Annotated in this window: 16 protein-coding genes; 9 read left to right on the top strand and 7 right to left on the bottom strand. The window is 74.4% G+C overall.

Features of this window, described 5'->3' with window-relative positions; translation table 11 throughout:
• Window positions 1-73: 73 nt before the first annotated feature.
• Complete coding sequence (locus tag AC07BS_RS16730) at window positions 74-1,075, top strand: PLL family lectin (RefSeq protein ID WP_478932810.1); 1,002 nt, start codon at window positions 74-76, stop codon at window positions 1,073-1,075.
• Window positions 1,076-1,112: 37 nt separating this feature from the next.
• Window positions 1,113-2,153 (top strand): hypothetical protein, encoded by a 1,041-nt coding sequence (locus tag AC07BS_RS16725; RefSeq protein ID WP_478643483.1) that lies wholly within the window; start codon window positions 1,113-1,115, stop codon window positions 2,151-2,153.
• A gap of 78 nt (window positions 2,154-2,231) precedes the next feature.
• Here AC07BS_RS16725 and AC07BS_RS16720 read toward each other — a convergent pair whose 3' ends face one another.
• Window positions 2,232-2,852: a TetR/AcrR family transcriptional regulator gene (locus tag AC07BS_RS16720; RefSeq protein ID WP_478932808.1), complete on the bottom strand. Its 621-nt coding sequence runs from the start codon at window positions 2,850-2,852 to the stop codon at window positions 2,232-2,234.
• A gap of 77 nt (window positions 2,853-2,929) precedes the next feature.
• On the opposite strand from AC07BS_RS16720, the gene AC07BS_RS16715 reads away from it, so the two are divergent.
• Window positions 2,930-3,157 (top strand): hypothetical protein, encoded by a 228-nt coding sequence (locus tag AC07BS_RS16715; protein ID WP_478643489.1) that lies wholly within the window; start codon window positions 2,930-2,932, stop codon window positions 3,155-3,157.
• Window positions 3,154-3,381, top strand: coding sequence for a hypothetical protein (locus tag AC07BS_RS16710; RefSeq protein WP_478932806.1), 228 nt, complete (start codon window positions 3,154-3,156; stop codon window positions 3,379-3,381). The genes AC07BS_RS16715 and AC07BS_RS16710 overlap by 4 nt, the downstream gene beginning before the upstream one ends.
• A gap of 35 nt (window positions 3,382-3,416) precedes the next feature.
• On the opposite strand, the gene AC07BS_RS16705 is transcribed toward AC07BS_RS16710, so the two are convergent.
• Window positions 3,417-4,556 carry a methyltransferase domain-containing protein gene (locus AC07BS_RS16705; protein WP_478932805.1) on the bottom strand — a complete coding sequence of 380 codons (1,140 nt, stop codon included), beginning with the start codon at window positions 4,554-4,556 and terminating at the stop codon, window positions 3,417-3,419.
• A 307-nt stretch (window positions 4,557-4,863) separates the two neighbouring features.
• Between AC07BS_RS16705 and AC07BS_RS16700 the strand changes: the two genes are divergently transcribed.
• Complete coding sequence (locus AC07BS_RS16700; RefSeq protein ID WP_478644182.1) at window positions 4,864-5,427, top strand: YbaK/EbsC family protein; 564 nt, start codon at window positions 4,864-4,866, stop codon at window positions 5,425-5,427.
• A gap of 38 nt (window positions 5,428-5,465) precedes the next feature.
• Here the strand turns inward: AC07BS_RS16700 and AC07BS_RS16695 are convergent, their stop codons facing one another.
• Together AC07BS_RS16695 and AC07BS_RS16690 are read right to left on the bottom strand one after the other, a co-directional pair.
• Window positions 5,466-6,923 carry a M1 family metallopeptidase gene (locus AC07BS_RS16695; protein ID WP_478932803.1) on the bottom strand — a complete coding sequence of 486 codons (1,458 nt, stop codon included), beginning with the start codon at window positions 6,921-6,923 and terminating at the stop codon, window positions 5,466-5,468.
• Window positions 6,920-10,918: a Pls/PosA family non-ribosomal peptide synthetase gene (locus tag AC07BS_RS16690; protein WP_478932801.1), complete on the bottom strand. Its 3,999-nt coding sequence runs from the start codon at window positions 10,916-10,918 to the stop codon at window positions 6,920-6,922. Before AC07BS_RS16690 ends, AC07BS_RS16695 begins: the two co-directional genes overlap by 4 nt.
• Window positions 10,919-11,327: 409 nt before the next feature.
• On the opposite strand from AC07BS_RS16690, the gene AC07BS_RS16685 reads away from it, so the two are divergent.
• The 3 genes from AC07BS_RS16685 to AC07BS_RS16675 all read left to right on the top strand — a co-directional run bounded on the left by AC07BS_RS16685 (window position 11,328) and on the right by AC07BS_RS16675 (window position 13,129).
• On the top strand, window positions 11,328-11,906 hold the full coding sequence (locus AC07BS_RS16685; RefSeq protein ID WP_478932799.1) for a TetR/AcrR family transcriptional regulator: 579 nt from the start codon (window positions 11,328-11,330) through the stop codon (window positions 11,904-11,906).
• Window positions 11,907-11,954: 48 nt separating this feature from the next.
• Window positions 11,955-12,578, top strand: a complete 624-nt coding sequence (locus tag AC07BS_RS16680; protein ID WP_478932797.1) for a DUF4865 family protein — start codon at window positions 11,955-11,957, stop codon at window positions 12,576-12,578.
• 152 nt (window positions 12,579-12,730) lie between these two features.
• Complete coding sequence (locus AC07BS_RS16675; protein ID WP_478643506.1) at window positions 12,731-13,129, top strand: hypothetical protein; 399 nt, start codon at window positions 12,731-12,733, stop codon at window positions 13,127-13,129.
• Here the strand turns inward: AC07BS_RS16675 and AC07BS_RS16670 are convergent.
• Both AC07BS_RS16670 and AC07BS_RS16665 read right to left on the bottom strand, forming a co-directional pair.
• Window positions 13,126-14,538 (bottom strand): MFS transporter, encoded by a 1,413-nt coding sequence (locus tag AC07BS_RS16670; protein ID WP_478932795.1) that lies wholly within the window; start codon window positions 14,536-14,538, stop codon window positions 13,126-13,128. The two genes, AC07BS_RS16675 and AC07BS_RS16670, sit on opposite strands and share 4 nt — an antisense overlap.
• Window positions 14,535-15,149, bottom strand: a complete 615-nt coding sequence (locus AC07BS_RS16665) for a TetR/AcrR family transcriptional regulator (RefSeq protein ID WP_478932793.1) — start codon at window positions 15,147-15,149, stop codon at window positions 14,535-14,537. Before AC07BS_RS16665 ends, AC07BS_RS16670 begins: the two co-directional genes overlap by 4 nt.
• 162 nt (window positions 15,150-15,311) lie before the next feature.
• Here AC07BS_RS16665 and AC07BS_RS16660 point away from each other — a divergent pair, with 162 nt between their 5' ends.
• Window positions 15,312-15,917 carry a dihydrofolate reductase family protein gene (locus tag AC07BS_RS16660; RefSeq protein WP_478933050.1) on the top strand — a complete coding sequence of 202 codons (606 nt, stop codon included), beginning with the start codon at window positions 15,312-15,314 and terminating at the stop codon, window positions 15,915-15,917.
• Window positions 15,918-16,020: 103 nt separating this feature from the next.
• On the opposite strand, the gene AC07BS_RS16655 is transcribed toward AC07BS_RS16660, so the two are convergent.
• Window positions 16,021-16,374: a hypothetical protein gene (locus AC07BS_RS16655; RefSeq protein ID WP_478932791.1), complete on the bottom strand. Its 354-nt coding sequence runs from the start codon at window positions 16,372-16,374 to the stop codon at window positions 16,021-16,023.
• Window positions 16,375-16,429: the final 55 nt, after the last annotated feature.

Raw genomic sequence — 16,429 nt, 5'->3', positions numbered from 1 at the left:
GCCGCCCACGCCATGGTCGTCCGGCGTATCCCGGACCACCCCATCGGGTCCGCGCGTCCGCAGGGAGGCACGTATGTTCCGTATGTCCTCGGCACCTTGGTCACGACCCCGAGCGCGGGGTCGTACGCGCGGCGCGCTGTGCGCGGCCGCCGCGTTGCTCGCCGCACTGGTGGCACAGCCTTCGGCGGCGGACGCGGCGGGCGGGTCCCGGACCGTCCGAGCGGCCGACCGGCCCGTGATGGCGTGGCGGGGAACGGGCTCCGACAACCTCATCTGGTGGTCGCAGTTCGACGGCGCCACCTGGTCCCCGCAGCAGGCCCTGACGGACCGCCGCACCGAGGCCCCGCCCGCCCTCACGCGGGGCGGCGACGGGCAGACGATGATGGCCTGGCGCGGCGCGGGCGACAACCACATCTGGTGGTCCCGGTTCGACGGCGGCGGCTGGACCTCGCAGCGGTCCCTCGACGACCGAAGAACCGACGGCGCCCCGGCCCTCGGCACGGGCGCTGACGGCGCACCCGTCATGGCGTGGCGCGGCACCGGCCCCGACAACCTCATCTGGTGGTCGCAGTTCGACGGCACGTCGTGGTCCCCGCAGCAGGCCCTGACGGACCGCCGTACGGAAGCCCCGCCCGCCCTCACGCGGGGCAGCGACGGACGGCTGCTGATGGCCTGGCGCGGCGCGGGCGACAACCACATCTGGTGGTCCCGGTACACCGGCTACAGCTGGTCCACGCCCCAGGTCCTCGACGACCGCAGGACCGACGGGGCCCCGGCCCTGGGTACGGGGGCCGACGGCACGCCCGTCATGGCGTGGCGCGGCACCGGCCCGGACACCCTCATCTGGTGGTCGTACTTCGACGGCACGTCGTGGTCCCCGCAACAGGCCCTGACGGACCGCCGCACCGAGGCGGCGCCCGCGCTCTCGCGCGGCAGCGACGGACGGCTGCTGATGGCCTGGCGCGGCGCGGGCGACAACCACATCTGGTGGTCGCGGCACACCGGCTACACCTGGGCGGCGCCCCAGGTCCTCGACGACCGCAGGACCGACGGGGCTCCGGCGCTGGGGTTCTGACGGGAACCGTCCCCTCCGCATCTCCGTCGTTCAGGTCATGATCAATACGACCGACCTCACCGACGAACAGCTCGCCGACGCCTGGCGGCACATCGACGACACCTCCACCGCGGAGGAGGCGGACCCCCTCGTCCTGGAGTGCGCGCGCCGGCTCGCCGCCGACCCGGGCGGCGAGCGGGCGCGCGTAGCGGTGGCCGGGCTGGTGGCCATGTCGGGCCACCTCGCCTGGCGGCCGGGGCCGGAGGCCGAACGCGCCGCCGTCGACGCCCTGTGCGCCGCGGTGAAGGCCCTGGACGCCCAGCCCTGTGCGCACGACCTCCACCCGTACGAGACCGCGATGGACGAGCTGGCGGACGAGATCTGGCACGCCGACACCGGACTGCTGACCGGCGGGCTGCTGACCGCCGGGCTCCCCGCGGAGAGCGACGGCGACGCCGAGCGGGTGCTGTGCCCCCGCAACGTCGCCGGGTGGGCCCGCCTCGCCGCGGACGTGATCTCCCCGTTCTCCGTCCGCCGCGTGCCCATGGCGATGCCGGAGGAGCACCAGAGCCGCAGGAGCACTCTCTCCGGCATCGTGAACGACTACCCCTACTGCGATCCGTACGAGGAACTGATCGACGAGTCCTCGTACTTGCCCGACCGCCCGACGCGCGGCGTGCTGGCCGGCTTCCTCGTGACCATGTACGCCACCTGCTGGTACGCGGCCTCCGAGCGGGTCACCGATCCCGCCGTGCTGGAGGCGATGTACAAGGGGGTGAAGGCGGCCGTTCCGCTGCTGCGCGACCGGCCGTGCGCTCACGGCCCCGGCGAGCACCCCGACACCCGCGACCTCGACTACACCAACCAGGTCGGCTACCAGCTGCGCAGCCCGGGTGGCCGGGCCGAGATATCCGAGTACTTCGGCTGGGACCTGGAGGACGAGGACGAGCACGAGGACGCGCCCCTGGACGCCTGGGTGTGCCCGGCGTTCCTGGAGGGGCTGGCGGACGAGACGCTCGGGACGCTGGCGGGCGGCCTGCGGGAGCTCGGGGTGACGGAGGGCTACGACCCTGACGAGGACGACGAGGACCTCGACTGAGGGAGAGGACCGCAAGAGGGCTGAGGGCCCGGACCTGTACAGGTCCGGGCCCTCAGCCGTGTGCGCCGGTCACGCCCGTCACTCCGGCGCCAGGTTCTCCAGGTGCGTGGTGACGGCGAGGGCGCAGGTGTCCGGGGGCACGAGGTGGGGGTGGAGCACGGCCCCGAGGCTGATGCCGTCCAGCAGGGCGGCCAGCCGCTCGGTCTCGATGTCCGGGTCGAGGTCCGGGCGCAGGGCGCCGGTGGTGGTCAGCCGGTTCAGGACGCGGCGCAGCAGCTCCCGCTCCCCCACGGCGGCCTCGCGGGAGAGCTCGGCGAGGGCCGGGTTGGTGCGGGCGGCGGTGATGAAGTCGATGAAGACGGTCACCTCGGCGCGGCGGCCGTCGTCGAGCGGGAGGAGTTCACCGAGCAGGTCGGCGGCGATGCGGCGCTGCTCGGCGTGCGGATGCCGGCCGAGGTCACCGATGTCCTCCAGGCGGGACCGCAGCCGCTCGGCGAGCCGGTCGAGCATCGACCGCATCGCGAAGTTCATCAGGTCCTGCTGACTGGCGAAGTAGTGCCGCAGGGAACCGATGTTGAGGTCGGCCTCGTCGGCGACGGCGCGCAGGGAGGCGCGCTGGAGGCCGTCGCGGGCGGCGACCCGGAAGAGCGCGTCGACGACGCGGCGGCGACGGGCCTCGGGGTCCACGTATCTGGGCATTCCTCTTTTTATCACGGGCGTGATAGATTGGATTTATCACAAGCGTGATAGAACGATGCTGAGAGAGGCCCGCTGACGTGGAGACCTACTTCGATTTCATGCTCATCAGGTTCGGTCTGATCGCGGCCGGCGTCGTCGTGCTGGCCCTGATCGCCTTCGCCGTCGCCCTGGTCCTCAAGCGCCGGGGCAGGCTGGACGACGCCCGCCGTTACGCCGAGCCCGTCGCCCGGGCGGCCCTGAAGGCCGTGGCCAAGCGGCTGGAGAACGGTCCGTCCCACACGTCCCGGAAGGAGGGCCGGCGATGACTCCCCTGGCCATGGACGCCGACGAACTCTTCCACCACCTGATCTTCGACTACGCGATGAAGGGCGTGATCGTCCTCGTCGCCGCCGTCGTCCTGGTCGTCGGCATGACGCTGATCTGGAAGAGGACCCCCAGCGGCCCGGCGCGGCCGGACGACCGACGCCGCCAGGACGACCGGTACCGCCGGGACGACCGTCACCCCGAGGGCGACCGGCAGCACCACTGACCGGTCCCCCCACCCTTCCGTATCAGGCTTCCGTATCAGACCGCCGGGACAGCCGCGATGACGCGCTCCGGCTCGTCCAGCCACACCCGTTGTCCCGCGCGGTCCACCGTCAGGCCCGCGCGCCCGCGCTCCGGGCGGCCGTACGCCTCCCACCGCCGGTACGCCGCCTCCACCTCGTCCCAGAGCCGGCGCGGCCCGTACTGCTCGACCTCGTAGTCGCTCCGGCCCGGCACGTACTCGGCCGTCGCCCAGGACCGTTTGTCGTAGGAGAAGAGCCAGACGGTGGCCTCCTCGCTGCCGTCGTCCGCCGTGCCCACGAGGTGCCAGGCGTGCGGGACGGCCAGGTCCACGTAGAAGAGGGCCTCGTGGTCACCGGTGACATCGAGAGGGCACAGCGACGTACGGCGGGGCGTGCCCTCGTCCTCGTGGTGGAGGAAGTCCTTCAGGCGCCCTCCCCCGCCCGGCCGGGTGCGGGTGTGCATGAACGCCGGGTGGCCGGTGAAGCGACCGCGGGCCCGGTCGCCGGCGACGTCGAGGACGGCATAGCTGTAGTGGAACAACCCACCGCCCCAGGGGGCGACGATCCGCCCGCCGGGGGCCTGTTCGACCCACGCGTACGGGATCTCCGGCACCGTGTACGTGGCGAGCACCCGGTCGTACGGGGCGCCCTGCGGCCAGCCGTCCTCGGCGTCGGCGCACAGCACGCGCGGGGCGAAGCCGGCCCGGTCCAGGTTGATCTCGGCCTGCTTGGCGATGCGCGGGTCGATGTCCATGGTGGTGACGTGGCCGGAGCCCAGGCGGTGGCAGAGCCAGGCGGCGTTGTAGCCGGTGCCGGCCCCGGCCTCGAGGACCGTGTGGCCGGGGCGGACGTCCAGGAGACCGAGCGCCTCCAGCATGACCGTCGGCATGGAACTGGAGGAGGTGGGGCGCCGGTAGGTGTCCTCGCCGAGGTCGAGCCCCTCGTTGACCTGCGTGACGAGCGGCAGGTCGGCGTGGACCGCCCAGGCCCACCGCTCCGGGTCCCGCCGCCGGTCGTACACACGGTCGCCGGCCTCGAAGACACCGGGGAGGAACAGGTCCCGCGGCACGTCCTCGACCGCGCTCCGCCACGGGGAGTCCGGGGGCAGGGACCCTTTGTTCAGGAGGATCCGGGCCAGGCGTGCCGGGGTGCTCATCCGCGCTCACCACTCACTTCGTCGCTTCTCCGGTTCACTTCTTCTTCGGTTCACTTCTTCTTCGGTGGATCGGTGACGGGCTTGGTCCACTGCCCGTCGCTCTCCCGGGGGGACTGCTTCTTGTCGCCGTCCTCCCCGCCCTTGCCGTCACCGTGCTTGCCCACGTACCTCCTCCTTCTTCCCGCCCCTTCCGGCACTACGGCCGACGCGCCGACCGTAGTGCCGCCGGCCGCGCGGTGGCCGGTGTTCGCCGGAACCGGCCGGAACGACGGCCGTCGGAGTCGCCTACAGTCACCTCATGAACGTCATGAACGAGCGCCCCGAAGCCCCCTTCGGCACCTTCACGTCCGTCGAACGGGCCCTGGAGATCCGCGACCGTCTCGTCGGACCCGTGGCCGACGCGCTCACGCGCTGGGACGCGCCGGAGGCCGCGCGTTCCGTGCTCTACGTGGACGGCGACCCGGAGAAGGCCGACACCGCGACGTTCAGCGAGGCCTACGACGTCCCGCTGGACGCCTCCGCCAACTGCGTGGTGGTGGCCGCGAAGCGGGGCGGGCTGACCACCCTGGTCGCCTGCGTCGCCCTGGCGAACACCCGCGTGGACGTCAACAGCACTGTCCGCCGGCATCTCGGGGCCCGCAAGGCGTCGTTCGCCCCGATGGACACGGCGATCGGCGAGACGGGCATGGAGTACGGCGGCATCACCCCCATCGGCCTGCCGGCCGACTGGCCGCTCCTGATCGACGCGGCGGTCGCCGCCACGCCCTTCGTCCTCGTCGGCAGCGGACGCCGCCGGGGCAAACTCATCCTCCCCGGCCGGGATCTGGCGAGGCTCCCGGGCGCCGAGGTCCTGGAGGGCCTCGCGGTGTGACACCGGTCTTCGTTCACCCCCGAACCCCGTCCCCCCCATCACGCCGGGTCGGGAAAGCGCGGCAGTGTCTTCTCGAACAGCCACGGGCGCAGCAGCGGTTCGGGGTCACGGCCCGTCACCCGCCCGGTGTGGGCCAGGAAGGCGCCGGTGTCGGCGCTTCCGCCCCGGTGGGCCTCGTGCCAGGTACGCAGGACGGTGAAGAAGCGGTCGTCGCCGACGGCGAGCCGGAGCGCGTGGAGGGTGCAGGCGCCGCGGGTATAGACGCGGTCGTCGAAGAGGTGGCGCCGGCCGGGGTCGGCGACGCGCAGGTCCTGGCGGGCTCGGTTCAGCCCGTTCCAGGCCTCGCGGGCGAGGGTGTGGGCGTCGTCCTCGCCGAGGTGCTCCGACCAGAGCCATTCCGCGTAGGTGGCGAAGCCCTCGTTCAGCCAGATGTGCCGCCAGTCGGCGGGGGAGACGCTGTTGCCGTACCACTGGTGGGCGATCTCGTGGGCGACGAGCGTCTCCGCGCCGCGCCGGCCGTCGATGTGGTTGGAGCCGAAGACGGAGAGCGTCTGGTTCTCCACCGGGGCGCCCAGCTCGGCGTCGACGACGACCGCCCCGTAGGTCTCGAAGGGGTAGGGCCCGAACAGCCCGGCGAAGGCGCGGAGCATCTCGGGCTGGCGGGCGAGGTCGTGGCGGGCGTGGTCGGCGAGGCGGGCGGGGTAGGCGTTGCGCACCCCGTCCCGCTCCTCCTGGACGAAGGAGCCGGTGTAGACGGCGGCGAGGTAGGTCGCCATCGGGCCCGGGTGGTCGTAGGTCCAGCGCACCCGGTCGCCGTCCGGGACGCGGTCGCGCAATGTCCCGTTGGCGAGGGCCTGGTGGCCGCGCGGCACCGTGATCTCGAAGGTGTAGGCGGCCTTGTCGTCGGGGCGGTCGTTGCAGGGGAACCAGGAGGGCGCGCCCACGGGCTGGGAGGCGACGAGCGTCCCCTCGTGGTCGTCGCCGGTGCGCTCCCAGCCGATGGACCCGTAGGGCGTGGCGACCGGCTCCGGCCGCCCCGCGTAGTGGATGTCGACGACGAACGGCCGGCCGGCGGCGAGCGGGCCCGGGGTGTCCAGGACGAGCTTGCCGCGGCGGTGGCGGACCCGCACCGGCTGCCCGTCGAGGCGGGCGGAGCGCACGGTCAGCCGGCTGGCCAGGTCGAGTTCGACCCGCTGGACGTCCTCCAGGGCCACGGCCCGGACGCGGGCCCGGCCCGCCAGCCGGGCGCGTCCGGGGTCGTAGTCGAGCCGCAGCTCGTAGGCCGTGGTGCGGTGGCCGTACGAGCCGCTCCGCGGGAAGTAGCGCCCCGCCTGCCCGGCACATCCGGCGCCCTCCGCCCTCTCCCCGCCTTCCGGCGTGGGGGTACGGCGGCCGTCGCCGCCGGCGAGGGCGGCCACGGCGGCGGTCAGCGGGAGGGCCGCCGTGGCCGTGAGGAGGCCACGGCGGCTGCAAGGGCGGCGGGGGCCGTCGCTCATGCCACGCGCCCGCCCTCGGCGGCGGGGGCCGCGCCGGCGATGGGGTTGCCCGCCCAGGTGGTACCGGCGGGCACGCTCTCGCCGCGCATCACCAGGGAGGAGGGGCCTATGGCGGCGTGCTCGCCGACCGTGGTGCCCGGCAGGACGATGCCGTGCGGGCCGAGCGAGGCGCCGGCCTCCAGACGCACGGCGTCCATGCGCATGATCCGGTCGTGGAAGAGGTGGGTCTGCAGGACGCAGCCGCGGTTGACGGTCGCCCCGTCGCCCAGGCTGACGAGGTCGGTCTCCGGCAGCCAGTGGGTGTCGCACCACACGCCGCGGCCTATCCGGGCGCCGAGGCTGCGCAGCCACCAGTTGAGGACCGGGGTCCCGGTGAACGGCCCGGCGAGCCACGGCACGGCGAGCGACTCCACGAACGTGTCGTACAGCTCGTTGCGCCACACGAACGAGCTCCACAGCGGGTGCTCGCCGGCCCGGAAACGGCCGACCAGCAGCCACTTGGCGGCGGTCGCCGTCAGCGCTGCGGCCACGCCGGCGGCCAGCAGCAGCGGGGCGCCGACGAGCGCGGCGAACCCCAGACCGCCGGTGTTCAGCGCGTCCTGCTCGCCGAGGAACACCGCCTCGGCGAGGGCCAGACCGAACATCAGCGGCAGGACACGGCACACCTCGACGCCCGCGCGGGCCAGGACCAGGCGGCGCGGCGGCGCGAACGTGCGCCCCGCGTCGGCGGTGGCGGCCACGCGCGGCAGCGGCATCGCCGGCCGCCCCAGCCAGGAACCGCCCGGTTCGGCGTGCGCGGGGGCGTCGGAGAGCACACCCACGAGACCGTTGTCCGGCACGGTGCGGCCGGGGCCGACGATGCCGGAGTTGCCGACGAAGGCGCGCCGGCCGATCCGGACCCGGTCGAGCCGCATCCGGCCGTTCTTGAGCTCGAAGGGCGCGACCAGGGTGTCGTCGGCGAGGAACGCGCCGTCCTCGACGGTGAGCAGCGACGGCAGCGGCAGGACCGTGGAGATCTCGGTGCGCCGGCCGACGCGGGCGCCCAGCAGGCGCAGCCAGCCGGGGGTGGCCAGGCTGGCGTAGAGCGGGAAGAGGCCGGTGCGGCTGCCGTCGAGGAGCCGGGTCACCAGCCAGACGCGCCAGGCGACTCCGCCGTCCGCCGGGTGGTCGCCCGGGACGATGCCCCGGCCGAGAGCGCGGACCACGACGGCGACGAGCAGGACCCAGCAGACGGTGGTGAGGAACGTGAAGGGCGGCACCGCGGCCAGCAGCCACAGACCGGCGGCGGTGAGCGTGGCGCAGCCCTTCACCAGCTCGTACGTGCCGACGAGCGCGGGCGCGGCCGCGACGAGCGGCAGGAGCGGCAGCACGCCGAGGGAGAGGGCGTAGGCGGCGTCCCAGCGGCGCGAGCGCCGGTGAGTGGTCCTCGCGGCTCCCTTCGTCCCCGTCGTCCCCGTCGTCTCCTCGTCCGCCGGCCGGGCCGGTGAGCCCTCCCAGGTGCGGCCGGCCGGGATGTGGCCGTCCAGGCAGCCGCCGGGGGCGAGTTCGGCGCCCTCGCCGAGCGAGGCTCCCGGCATCAGCATGGCGCGGTGGCCCACGCGGGCCCCGGCGCCGACGCGTACGGCGCCGACGCGCAGGGTCGCGCCGTCCAGCCACCAGCCGGCGATGTCGGCCTCCGGCTCCACGGCGCAGCCGTCGCCGAGTTCGGCGAGGCCGGTGACCGGCGGCATGGCGTGGAGGGCGACGTTCCGGCCGGTGGCGCAGCCGAGCGAGCGCGCGTACCAGGCGGCCCAGGGGGTGCCGAGGAGGGCGGGGACGCCGAAGGAGGCGACGGTGCGTTCGGCGGCCCACAGCCTCAGGTGGACCCGGCCGCCGCGCGGGTACGCGCCGGGGGCGACGCCTCGGGTGAGCAGGCGGGCGGCCGTGGCGCCGAGCGCGAGCCGGCAGGGGGCGCTGAAGAGCAGGAACCAGCCGGCCAGGACGATCCACCAGGAGGTGTGCGGCGCCCAGGCCTCGGGGGCGAGCAGGCCGAGGACGTTGTCGGCCGCGGCCAGACCCACCAGCCCGCGCAGCCCCGCCACGCCGAACAGGGCGGTCTGCACGAGTATCTGGACCGCGCCCGTCCGGCGGCGCACCGGGCGGGCATCGCGCGGCCGCCGGACGGTCCGCTGCGGGGTGAGGGAGTCGAGGTGGGCGGCCATGTCCCGGAGCACGGGGTGGCGGTAGAGGGCGGCGACGGAGACCCCGGGGTGGTGCTCGCGCAGCGCGGAGGCGAGGCGGGCGGCGGCCAGGCTGGTGCCGCCCAGGGAGACGAAGTCGGAACCGGCGCCGGGCCGGGTGCCCAGCAGTTCCTCCCACAGGTCGGCCAGCCGGGCGGCGGTGCCGTGCAGCGGCTCGGCGTCGTCGTCCGCGCCGCCGCCGGCGGTGGGCAGCGGCCAGGGCAGCGCGTCGCGGTCGACCTTGCCGGACGTGCGGGTGGGCAGCTCCGGCACCTCGGCCAGCAGGGGGACGAGCGCGGCGGGCAGGCGTTCCGTCAGCAGCGCTCTGGCCCGTACGTGGTCGAAGCCGGGCCCCGGCACCACGTAGCCGGCCAGAAGCCGGGTGCCGGCCGGGGTGGTGCGGACGGCCGCGGCGGCGCCGAGGACGCCGGGCAGGGCGCTCAGCGCGGCGTCGATCTCGCCCAGTTCGAGGCGGCGGCCGCCGATCTTGATCTGGTCGTCGGCGCGGCCGGCGAAGACGAGGCCCTCGGGGTCGGCCCGGACGAGGTCGCCGGTGCGGTAGGCGCGGTCGGTGCCGAGGGCCGCGGAGGGGCGGTAGCGCTCGGCGTCCTTGACGGGGTCGAGGTAGCGGGCGACGCCGGCGCCGGAGACGACCAGTTCGCCCTCGGCGCCGAAGGGGACGGGCTCGCCCGCCTCGTCGACGACGGCGAGGTCCCAGCCGGCCAGCGGTAGTCCGATGCGGACGGGCTCGCCGGGGTGCAGCCGGGCGGCGCAGGCGACGACGGTGGTCTCGGTGGGGCCGTAGGTGTTCCACATCTCGCGGCCGGGGACGGCGAAGCGGTCGACGAGTTCGGCGGGGCACGCCTCGCCACCGACGATCAGCAGCCGCACCCGGTCCAGGCACTCGGCGGGCCACAGCGCGGCGAGCGTCGGCACGGTGGAGACGACGGTGATGCCGCGCTCGACGAGCCAGGGCCCGAGTTCGTGGCCGGCGCGGACGAGGGAGCGCGGGGCGGGGACGAGGCAGGCGCCGTGCCGCCAGGCCAGCCACATCTCCTCGCAGGAGGCGTCGAAGGCGACGGACAGCCCGGCGAGCACGCGGTCGCCGGGGCCCAGCGGGCCGCCCTGACCGCCCTGGCCTCCCTGATCTCCCTGGTCGCCCTGGTCTCCCTGGTCGCCCTGGAGGAAGAGCCGGGCCTCGGCGTCGACGAAGGCGGCGGCGCTGCGGTGGCTGACGGCGACGCCCTTGGGCGCGCCGGTGGAACCCGAGGTGAAGATGATCCAGGCGTCGTCGTCCGGCAGGACCGGGCGCCAGGTGGAGGGGGCGGCGCTGGCGGCCGGGGCGCTGCCGGGCAGGAGCGCGCCGCCGGCCCCGAGGGCCGCGCGGACGCCGGCCTCCCGGAAGACGGTGGCGGCCCGCTCGTCGGGGTCGTCGGCGTCGACGGGCACGTACGCGGCGCCGCAGCGCAGGACGGCCAGGATCGACAGGTAGAGCTCGGCCGTGCCGGAGGGGACGCGGACCCCGATCCGGTCGCCCGGTCCGGCTCCCGCCCGCCGGAGGAGGTCCGCCTGTGCGGCGACCCGCGCGGTCAGCTCCCGGTAGGTGAGTCGTTCGTCGCCGGTGTCCAGGGCGAGGGCCCCGGGGTGCGCGGCGGCGGTGGCGTCCAGCACGTCGAGCAGGGTACGCGGCGGCGCGGGCGGTGGGCCGGGGTAGTGAGCCCGGCCCACATCGGGTTCTGACGGTGCGGGCAGGAGACCGGGAAAGGTCGATGCCATCGGTGTGCGCCTCTATTCGACATCTGACGGAACACGGACGCCTTCCGGACGTCCGCACCCACCACAGACGTGGCGCGGCCGAACCCGGTTCGTAAAACGGGACCCAACGTTCCGTAAATCGAACAGGGCAGAAACACCCCATCAACGCTTCAAATCCACCGCCACACCCGACCCGATACCGATGATTCGACGGTCAACCAACCCTCTCGCCTTTATCTGCGCTTGGGGAAGTATTGACCGATCCCTTGGGGTGTTTTCGGACAACCATCGACCGCTCACCGGCATCCGACGGCAGCCAACACGCCGTTTCTCACAGGGAGTTCACAGGAAACGTCCAGTTTTTGGGGCTGGCCGAAAAGCATCACTCCATGGGTACTCTCTGTACCTACTGGTATGTACAGTGATCGACATGAGCACCGCCGAACGACTCGTCGAGAGCACCCGGGAACTGCTGTGGGAGCGCGGCTACACCGGCACCAGCCCCCGGACCATCCAGCAGCGGGCCGGCGTCGGCCAGGGCAGCATGTACCACCACTTCACCGGCAAGCCCGACCTGGCGCTCACCGCGATCCGGCGCACGGCCGAGGAGATGCGGGAGGCCGCGGAGGCCGTCCTCTCCGCGCCCGGCACCGCCGTCGAGCGTGTCGCCGCCTACCTGCGGCGCGAGCGGGACGTGCTCAAGGGCTGCCCCCTCGGGCGACTGACCCAGGACCCGGACGTCATGGCCGACCCGGAGCTGCGGGTGCCGGTCGAGGAGACCCTCGGCCTGGTGCGCGAACGCCTCGTGGAAGTGCTGGCCGAAGGCCGGGAGCGGGGCGAGCTCAGCGACGCGCTGGACCCGCGGGCCACCGCCGCCACCGTGATCGCCGTCCTCCAGGGCGGCTATGTGCTGGCCCGCGCCGCCCGCTCCACGGAGCCGTTCGACGAGGCCGTCACCGGCGTGCTGGCCCTGCTCGCCGCGTACGCCACGCCGCCCCGCAAGGGCTGAGCCCGACGCCCCTCCCCCTCCCCCTCCCGTGAAAGGCACCATCTCCCCGTGTACGCCAAGCAGTACGAGATCACCCTGCCCGCCGACTACGACATGCGGATCATCCGCGAGCGGGTGGCCGCCGGTGGCCACGTCCTCGACGACCGCGCCGGGCTGGGCCTGAAGGCCTACGTCATCCGGGAGCGGGGCGTGGACGGGTCCCCCGTCAACCAGTACGCCCCCTTCTATCTGTGGAACGACACCGGCGAGATGGCCCGCTTCCTGGTCGGCGGCGGCGGGTTCCAGAACATCATCCGCGACTTCGGGCGCCCCGTCGCGCAGCACTGGACGGGCGTCGCCTGCCACGCGGGCCCCGCCCGCACCCGTCCCCCGCGGGCGGCCTCCCGCCGGCTCACCGCGCTCCCCGCCGACCCGGACGCCGACGGCACCGGCCTCGGGCTGACCGCCGCGATCGAGCGGGAGGCGGACGAACTCCGCTCCCTGGCCCGGCGCGAGGACGTCCACACGGCCGCGCTCGCCGTCGACCCGCACCACTGGCGGCTGCTGCGGTTCGTCCTGTGGCGGGACGCCGTGCCCCACGACGGCACGGGCACGGAGCACGGGGAGCGCTACGAGGTGCTGCACCTGTCCGCGCCGGAGCTGACGGCCCTTCCGGAGGGGCGCGTCTGGTAGTACGCGCCGCCGGCGGTGTGCGTCCGTACGCCGTGGCGGTGCGCCCGCCGCGCCCTGTGGAGGCGCGGCGGCTCGCGCCTAGCGTTCAGGAAGAGGAGGTTCCTCCTCCGAGGGGCGTGCTGACGGAATCCGACGCGACCCGGGGAGTCGTGATGGACCGCACCCGTTCCGCCGTCCTGATCACCACCGCCGTCCTGGGCCTCGCCCTGACGACGGCGGCCGATGCCCAGGCCGGCGGCGAGCCGTTGCCCAAACCACGACCGAGCGCCGGCACCCGCAGCCTGGGCAGCGGCCGGCTCGTCCGCGTGATCGGCCGGCCCGTCACCATCCAGCCGGGCACCTGGGCCTTCGCCCCCGACGCGGTGTGCCCCGAGGACGCGGAACCGGCGGGCGGCGGGGGCACGACCAGCGGCCTCGACATCGTCCTCACCGATTCGACCTTCGGGTTCACGGACCACAGCTGGCACGCGGGCGGCAGGAACACGGGCGGCTTCCCTCAGGACCTGACGTCCGTGGCCGTGTGCCTGGTGGACCCACCGGACGCACCCTAGGAGCGGGCCGGCTGCTCGTCGCCCGTGGACGCACGCGTGCTCGTACGCCCGCCGCCGGACGAGCCCGACGACGGGAGCAGTGCCACCGGCAGCAGGCCGAGGCAGGCGAACGCGGCCAGAAGGAGGAGCGTGGGGCCCATCGGCGCGGCCGACGACCCCGCCGCACCGGCCGCGACGGCGATGCCGAGGGTCGGACCGACGTTCATGGCCGTCTGCTTGAGCCCGCTGACGACCCCCGCGTAGCCCTGCGGCGCGCCGGCGACGACGGTGCCGGTGGCGGTGACCATCACGGTGGCCCACCCCGCGCCGAGGACGGCGAACGCGGCGGTCATGACCGGCCACGGGGTGGCCGGGGCGAGGCGGGAGAGCCCGGCGATGCCCAGGACGACGAGGAGCGTGCCGGCGCTCGCGGTGCGGCGCGGGCCGTGGCGGCGCAGCGCGGCGGCGGCGACGGGCGCGCCGAGGATCATGAACGCGGTGAGGGAGAGGACGCGCAGTCCGGTGGCGAGCGGACCGAGGTGGAGCACGTCCTGGAGGTAGAACGTGGCCCGGAACAGCGAGCCGAACATGCAGGCGCTGATGACCAGCAGGAGCGCCATCGACGCGGTGACCGGCACGGATCGCGCGACGGCACGCGGGACGATCGGGTGTTCGGTGCCGCGTTCCCGTGCGACGAGCCGCGCCGCGACGCCGGCGGCGGCGACGAGTTCGAGCAGGGTGGACGGGGCGGTCCACCCGTGGTCGGGTACGCCGGCCAGTGCGTGGACGAGGAGGGCGAGGGCGGTGGCGAGCAGGCCCGCGCCGGCGAGGTTGACGCCCTGGTGGCCGGTACGGCCCGTACGATCGGGTGCCGGCGTGCGGACGGCGAGGGTGAGCGCGGCGACGGCGACCGCGACGGGGACGTTGATCCAGAACACCGCGCGCCATCCGAAGCGGTCCACGAGGACGCCGCCGAGGACCGGGCCGGCTCCCGCCGCCACAGCGATCGCGCTGGTGCGCAGGGCGATCGGGCGGCCGAGTTTGTCGGCCGGGTAGGTGAGGTTCAGCAGAGCGAGGGTCGCGGGCTGAAGGAGCGCGCCGAAGACGCCCTGGGCGACGCGGAATCCGATCACCCAGCCGGCTCCGGGCGAGAGCGCGATCCCGGCGGAGGCGGCCCCGAAGCCGAGGACGCCGAGGCAGAGCATGCGCGGGTGCCCGTAGCGGTCGCCGAGCCGTCCGGCGATGACGAGGAGGGCCGCCACCGCGACGAGGTAGCCGGTACTGGTCCACTGGACCTGCGCCATGCTCGCGCCGAGGTCGCTCCGCAGGCTGGGCTGGGTGACGAGCAGGACGGTCCCGTCCAGGGCGACGATCATCGCGCCGGCCACGCTGGCCAGGAGGGCGAGGTGGCGTCGCGCGGGCGCGGTCATGACGTCACCGGCCCGAGGTGGGCCGTGAGCACGGCGTCGACGAGACGGTCGCGTTCGGCGTCGTCCGGTGCCGGAACGCCGAGCATGAGCTGGAGGCTTCCCCAGGCCCACAGCTGGGCGAGGCCGTGGAGGTTGGCCCACAGGGCCGCGGCGGTCACGGCGGGCGGCGGCGCGTCCTTGGTCTCCGCGCGGCACCGGCCGACGAGGTCGGTCATGTGCGCGAACAGCGGGAGGGTCGACTCCCGCAGCCGGGGCGGGCCGGCGGGCTGCTGCGAGCTGTCGAGCAGGTCGTGACGGAACATCAGCTCGAACATGCCGCGGCGCTCCAGCGCGTAGCCGACGTACGCCCGGGCGACGGCCGCCACCCGGTCCCGTGGTGTGGCGGCTCCGGCGACGGCGGCCGCGAACCGGGACCCGAGGTCCTCGAACCCGCGCCGGGCGATCGCCGCGAGCAGGGAGTGGTGCGTGGGGAAGTAGCGGCGCGGCGCGCCGTGCGAGACCCCGGCCCGGCGGGCGATCTCGCGCAGCCCGAGGGAGGCGGTCCCCTCCGTCAGGACGAGGTCCACCCCGACGTCGATCAATCGCTCGCGCAGCGAGCCCTCATCGTTCATGGGCAGTGTCTACCAAACGGAGGTAGACACTGTCTACCGGCGGGCGGATCGGCCACACCCGGACGCCTGTCACCGGGGCGTTGTCAGTGGTCGGTGCCATGATCGTGCACGCGGCGCGACACGCTGCCGCGATGCCCTTGAGCGAGAAGTGGAGTGAGTGCTGTGCGGATCGTGGTCAGTGAGTTCATGAGCCTCGACGGTGTGGTGCAGGCCCCGGGCGGGCCCGACGAGGACACCGACGGCGGGTTCGCCCACGGCGGCTGGTCGCACCCGTTCTTCGACCCGGAGACGGTGGGCGGCGCCTTCACCGACGCGCTGGGCAAGGCCGAGGCGCTGCTGTTCGGGCGCCGCACGTGGCAGACGATGGCGGCGGCGTGGCCCGGCCGCGCCGGTGACCCGTTCGCGGACCGGATGAACTCCATCCCCAAGCACGTCGTCTCCGGCACCCTCGGCACCGACGATCTGACATGGGAGAACACCACCCTCGTCCCCGGCGACGAGGCCCTGGCCGGCATCCGCCGGCTGCGCGCGACCGACGGCGGCGACCTGCTGGTCATGGGCAGCCCCACGCTCGTCCGCACGCTGATCGCCGAGGGCCTGGTCGACGAACTCCGGCTCATGGTCATGCCGGTGCTCCTCGGCGGCGGCAAGCGGATCTTCCCGGAGGACGGCGCGCTGCGCACGCTCGAGCTCGTCTCCACCGTCACCAGCGGCACGGGCGTGCACGTGTGCACGTACCGCCCGGTCGCGAGCGGCCAGGAGGAGTAGCCGGAGCCCGGTGCGGTGCGGCAGCGCCCCGCAGGGGCGCGGGGAGCGGCTCGATCAGCCACGACGCATCCGCGGCCGGCTCACCCGACTTCCGGGGGAGCGCTCAGTACACGCTCCACGGGACCCGGCAGACGTGGGGCGCCCGGTCCTCCGGGCACAGGTCCCGGATCACCCTCTTGCGCACCGCCCGCCACACGCGCAACGAGCACACCAGGCCCACGCGCAGTTCCACCGGGCGCCGGTCTCCCGGGTCCTGCCCCGGGTGCTCGTACGCCCACTGCACCGCGAGGTCGCCGTGCAGGTCCTCCACCGACGCGTCCGGTGCCGTATGTCCGCGCTCCGTCCACCGCGCCACCCGGGCGCCGTGGGCGGCGACCGCCGATTGCACGATGTCCCGGACCAGGACGAGGCCGTCCTCGTCCGCGTAGAGGCCGAAGACGATGTCCCGCGTTCTCATGGCGTCCCGCCGCTCCCCGCTCCTCCTCGACGACCTGTTCGAGCGAGCAGCGTAG

The organism is Streptomyces sp. NPDC044063, from assembly GCF_056434285.1.
This window is presented reverse-complemented; position numbering and strand designations above follow the sequence as displayed.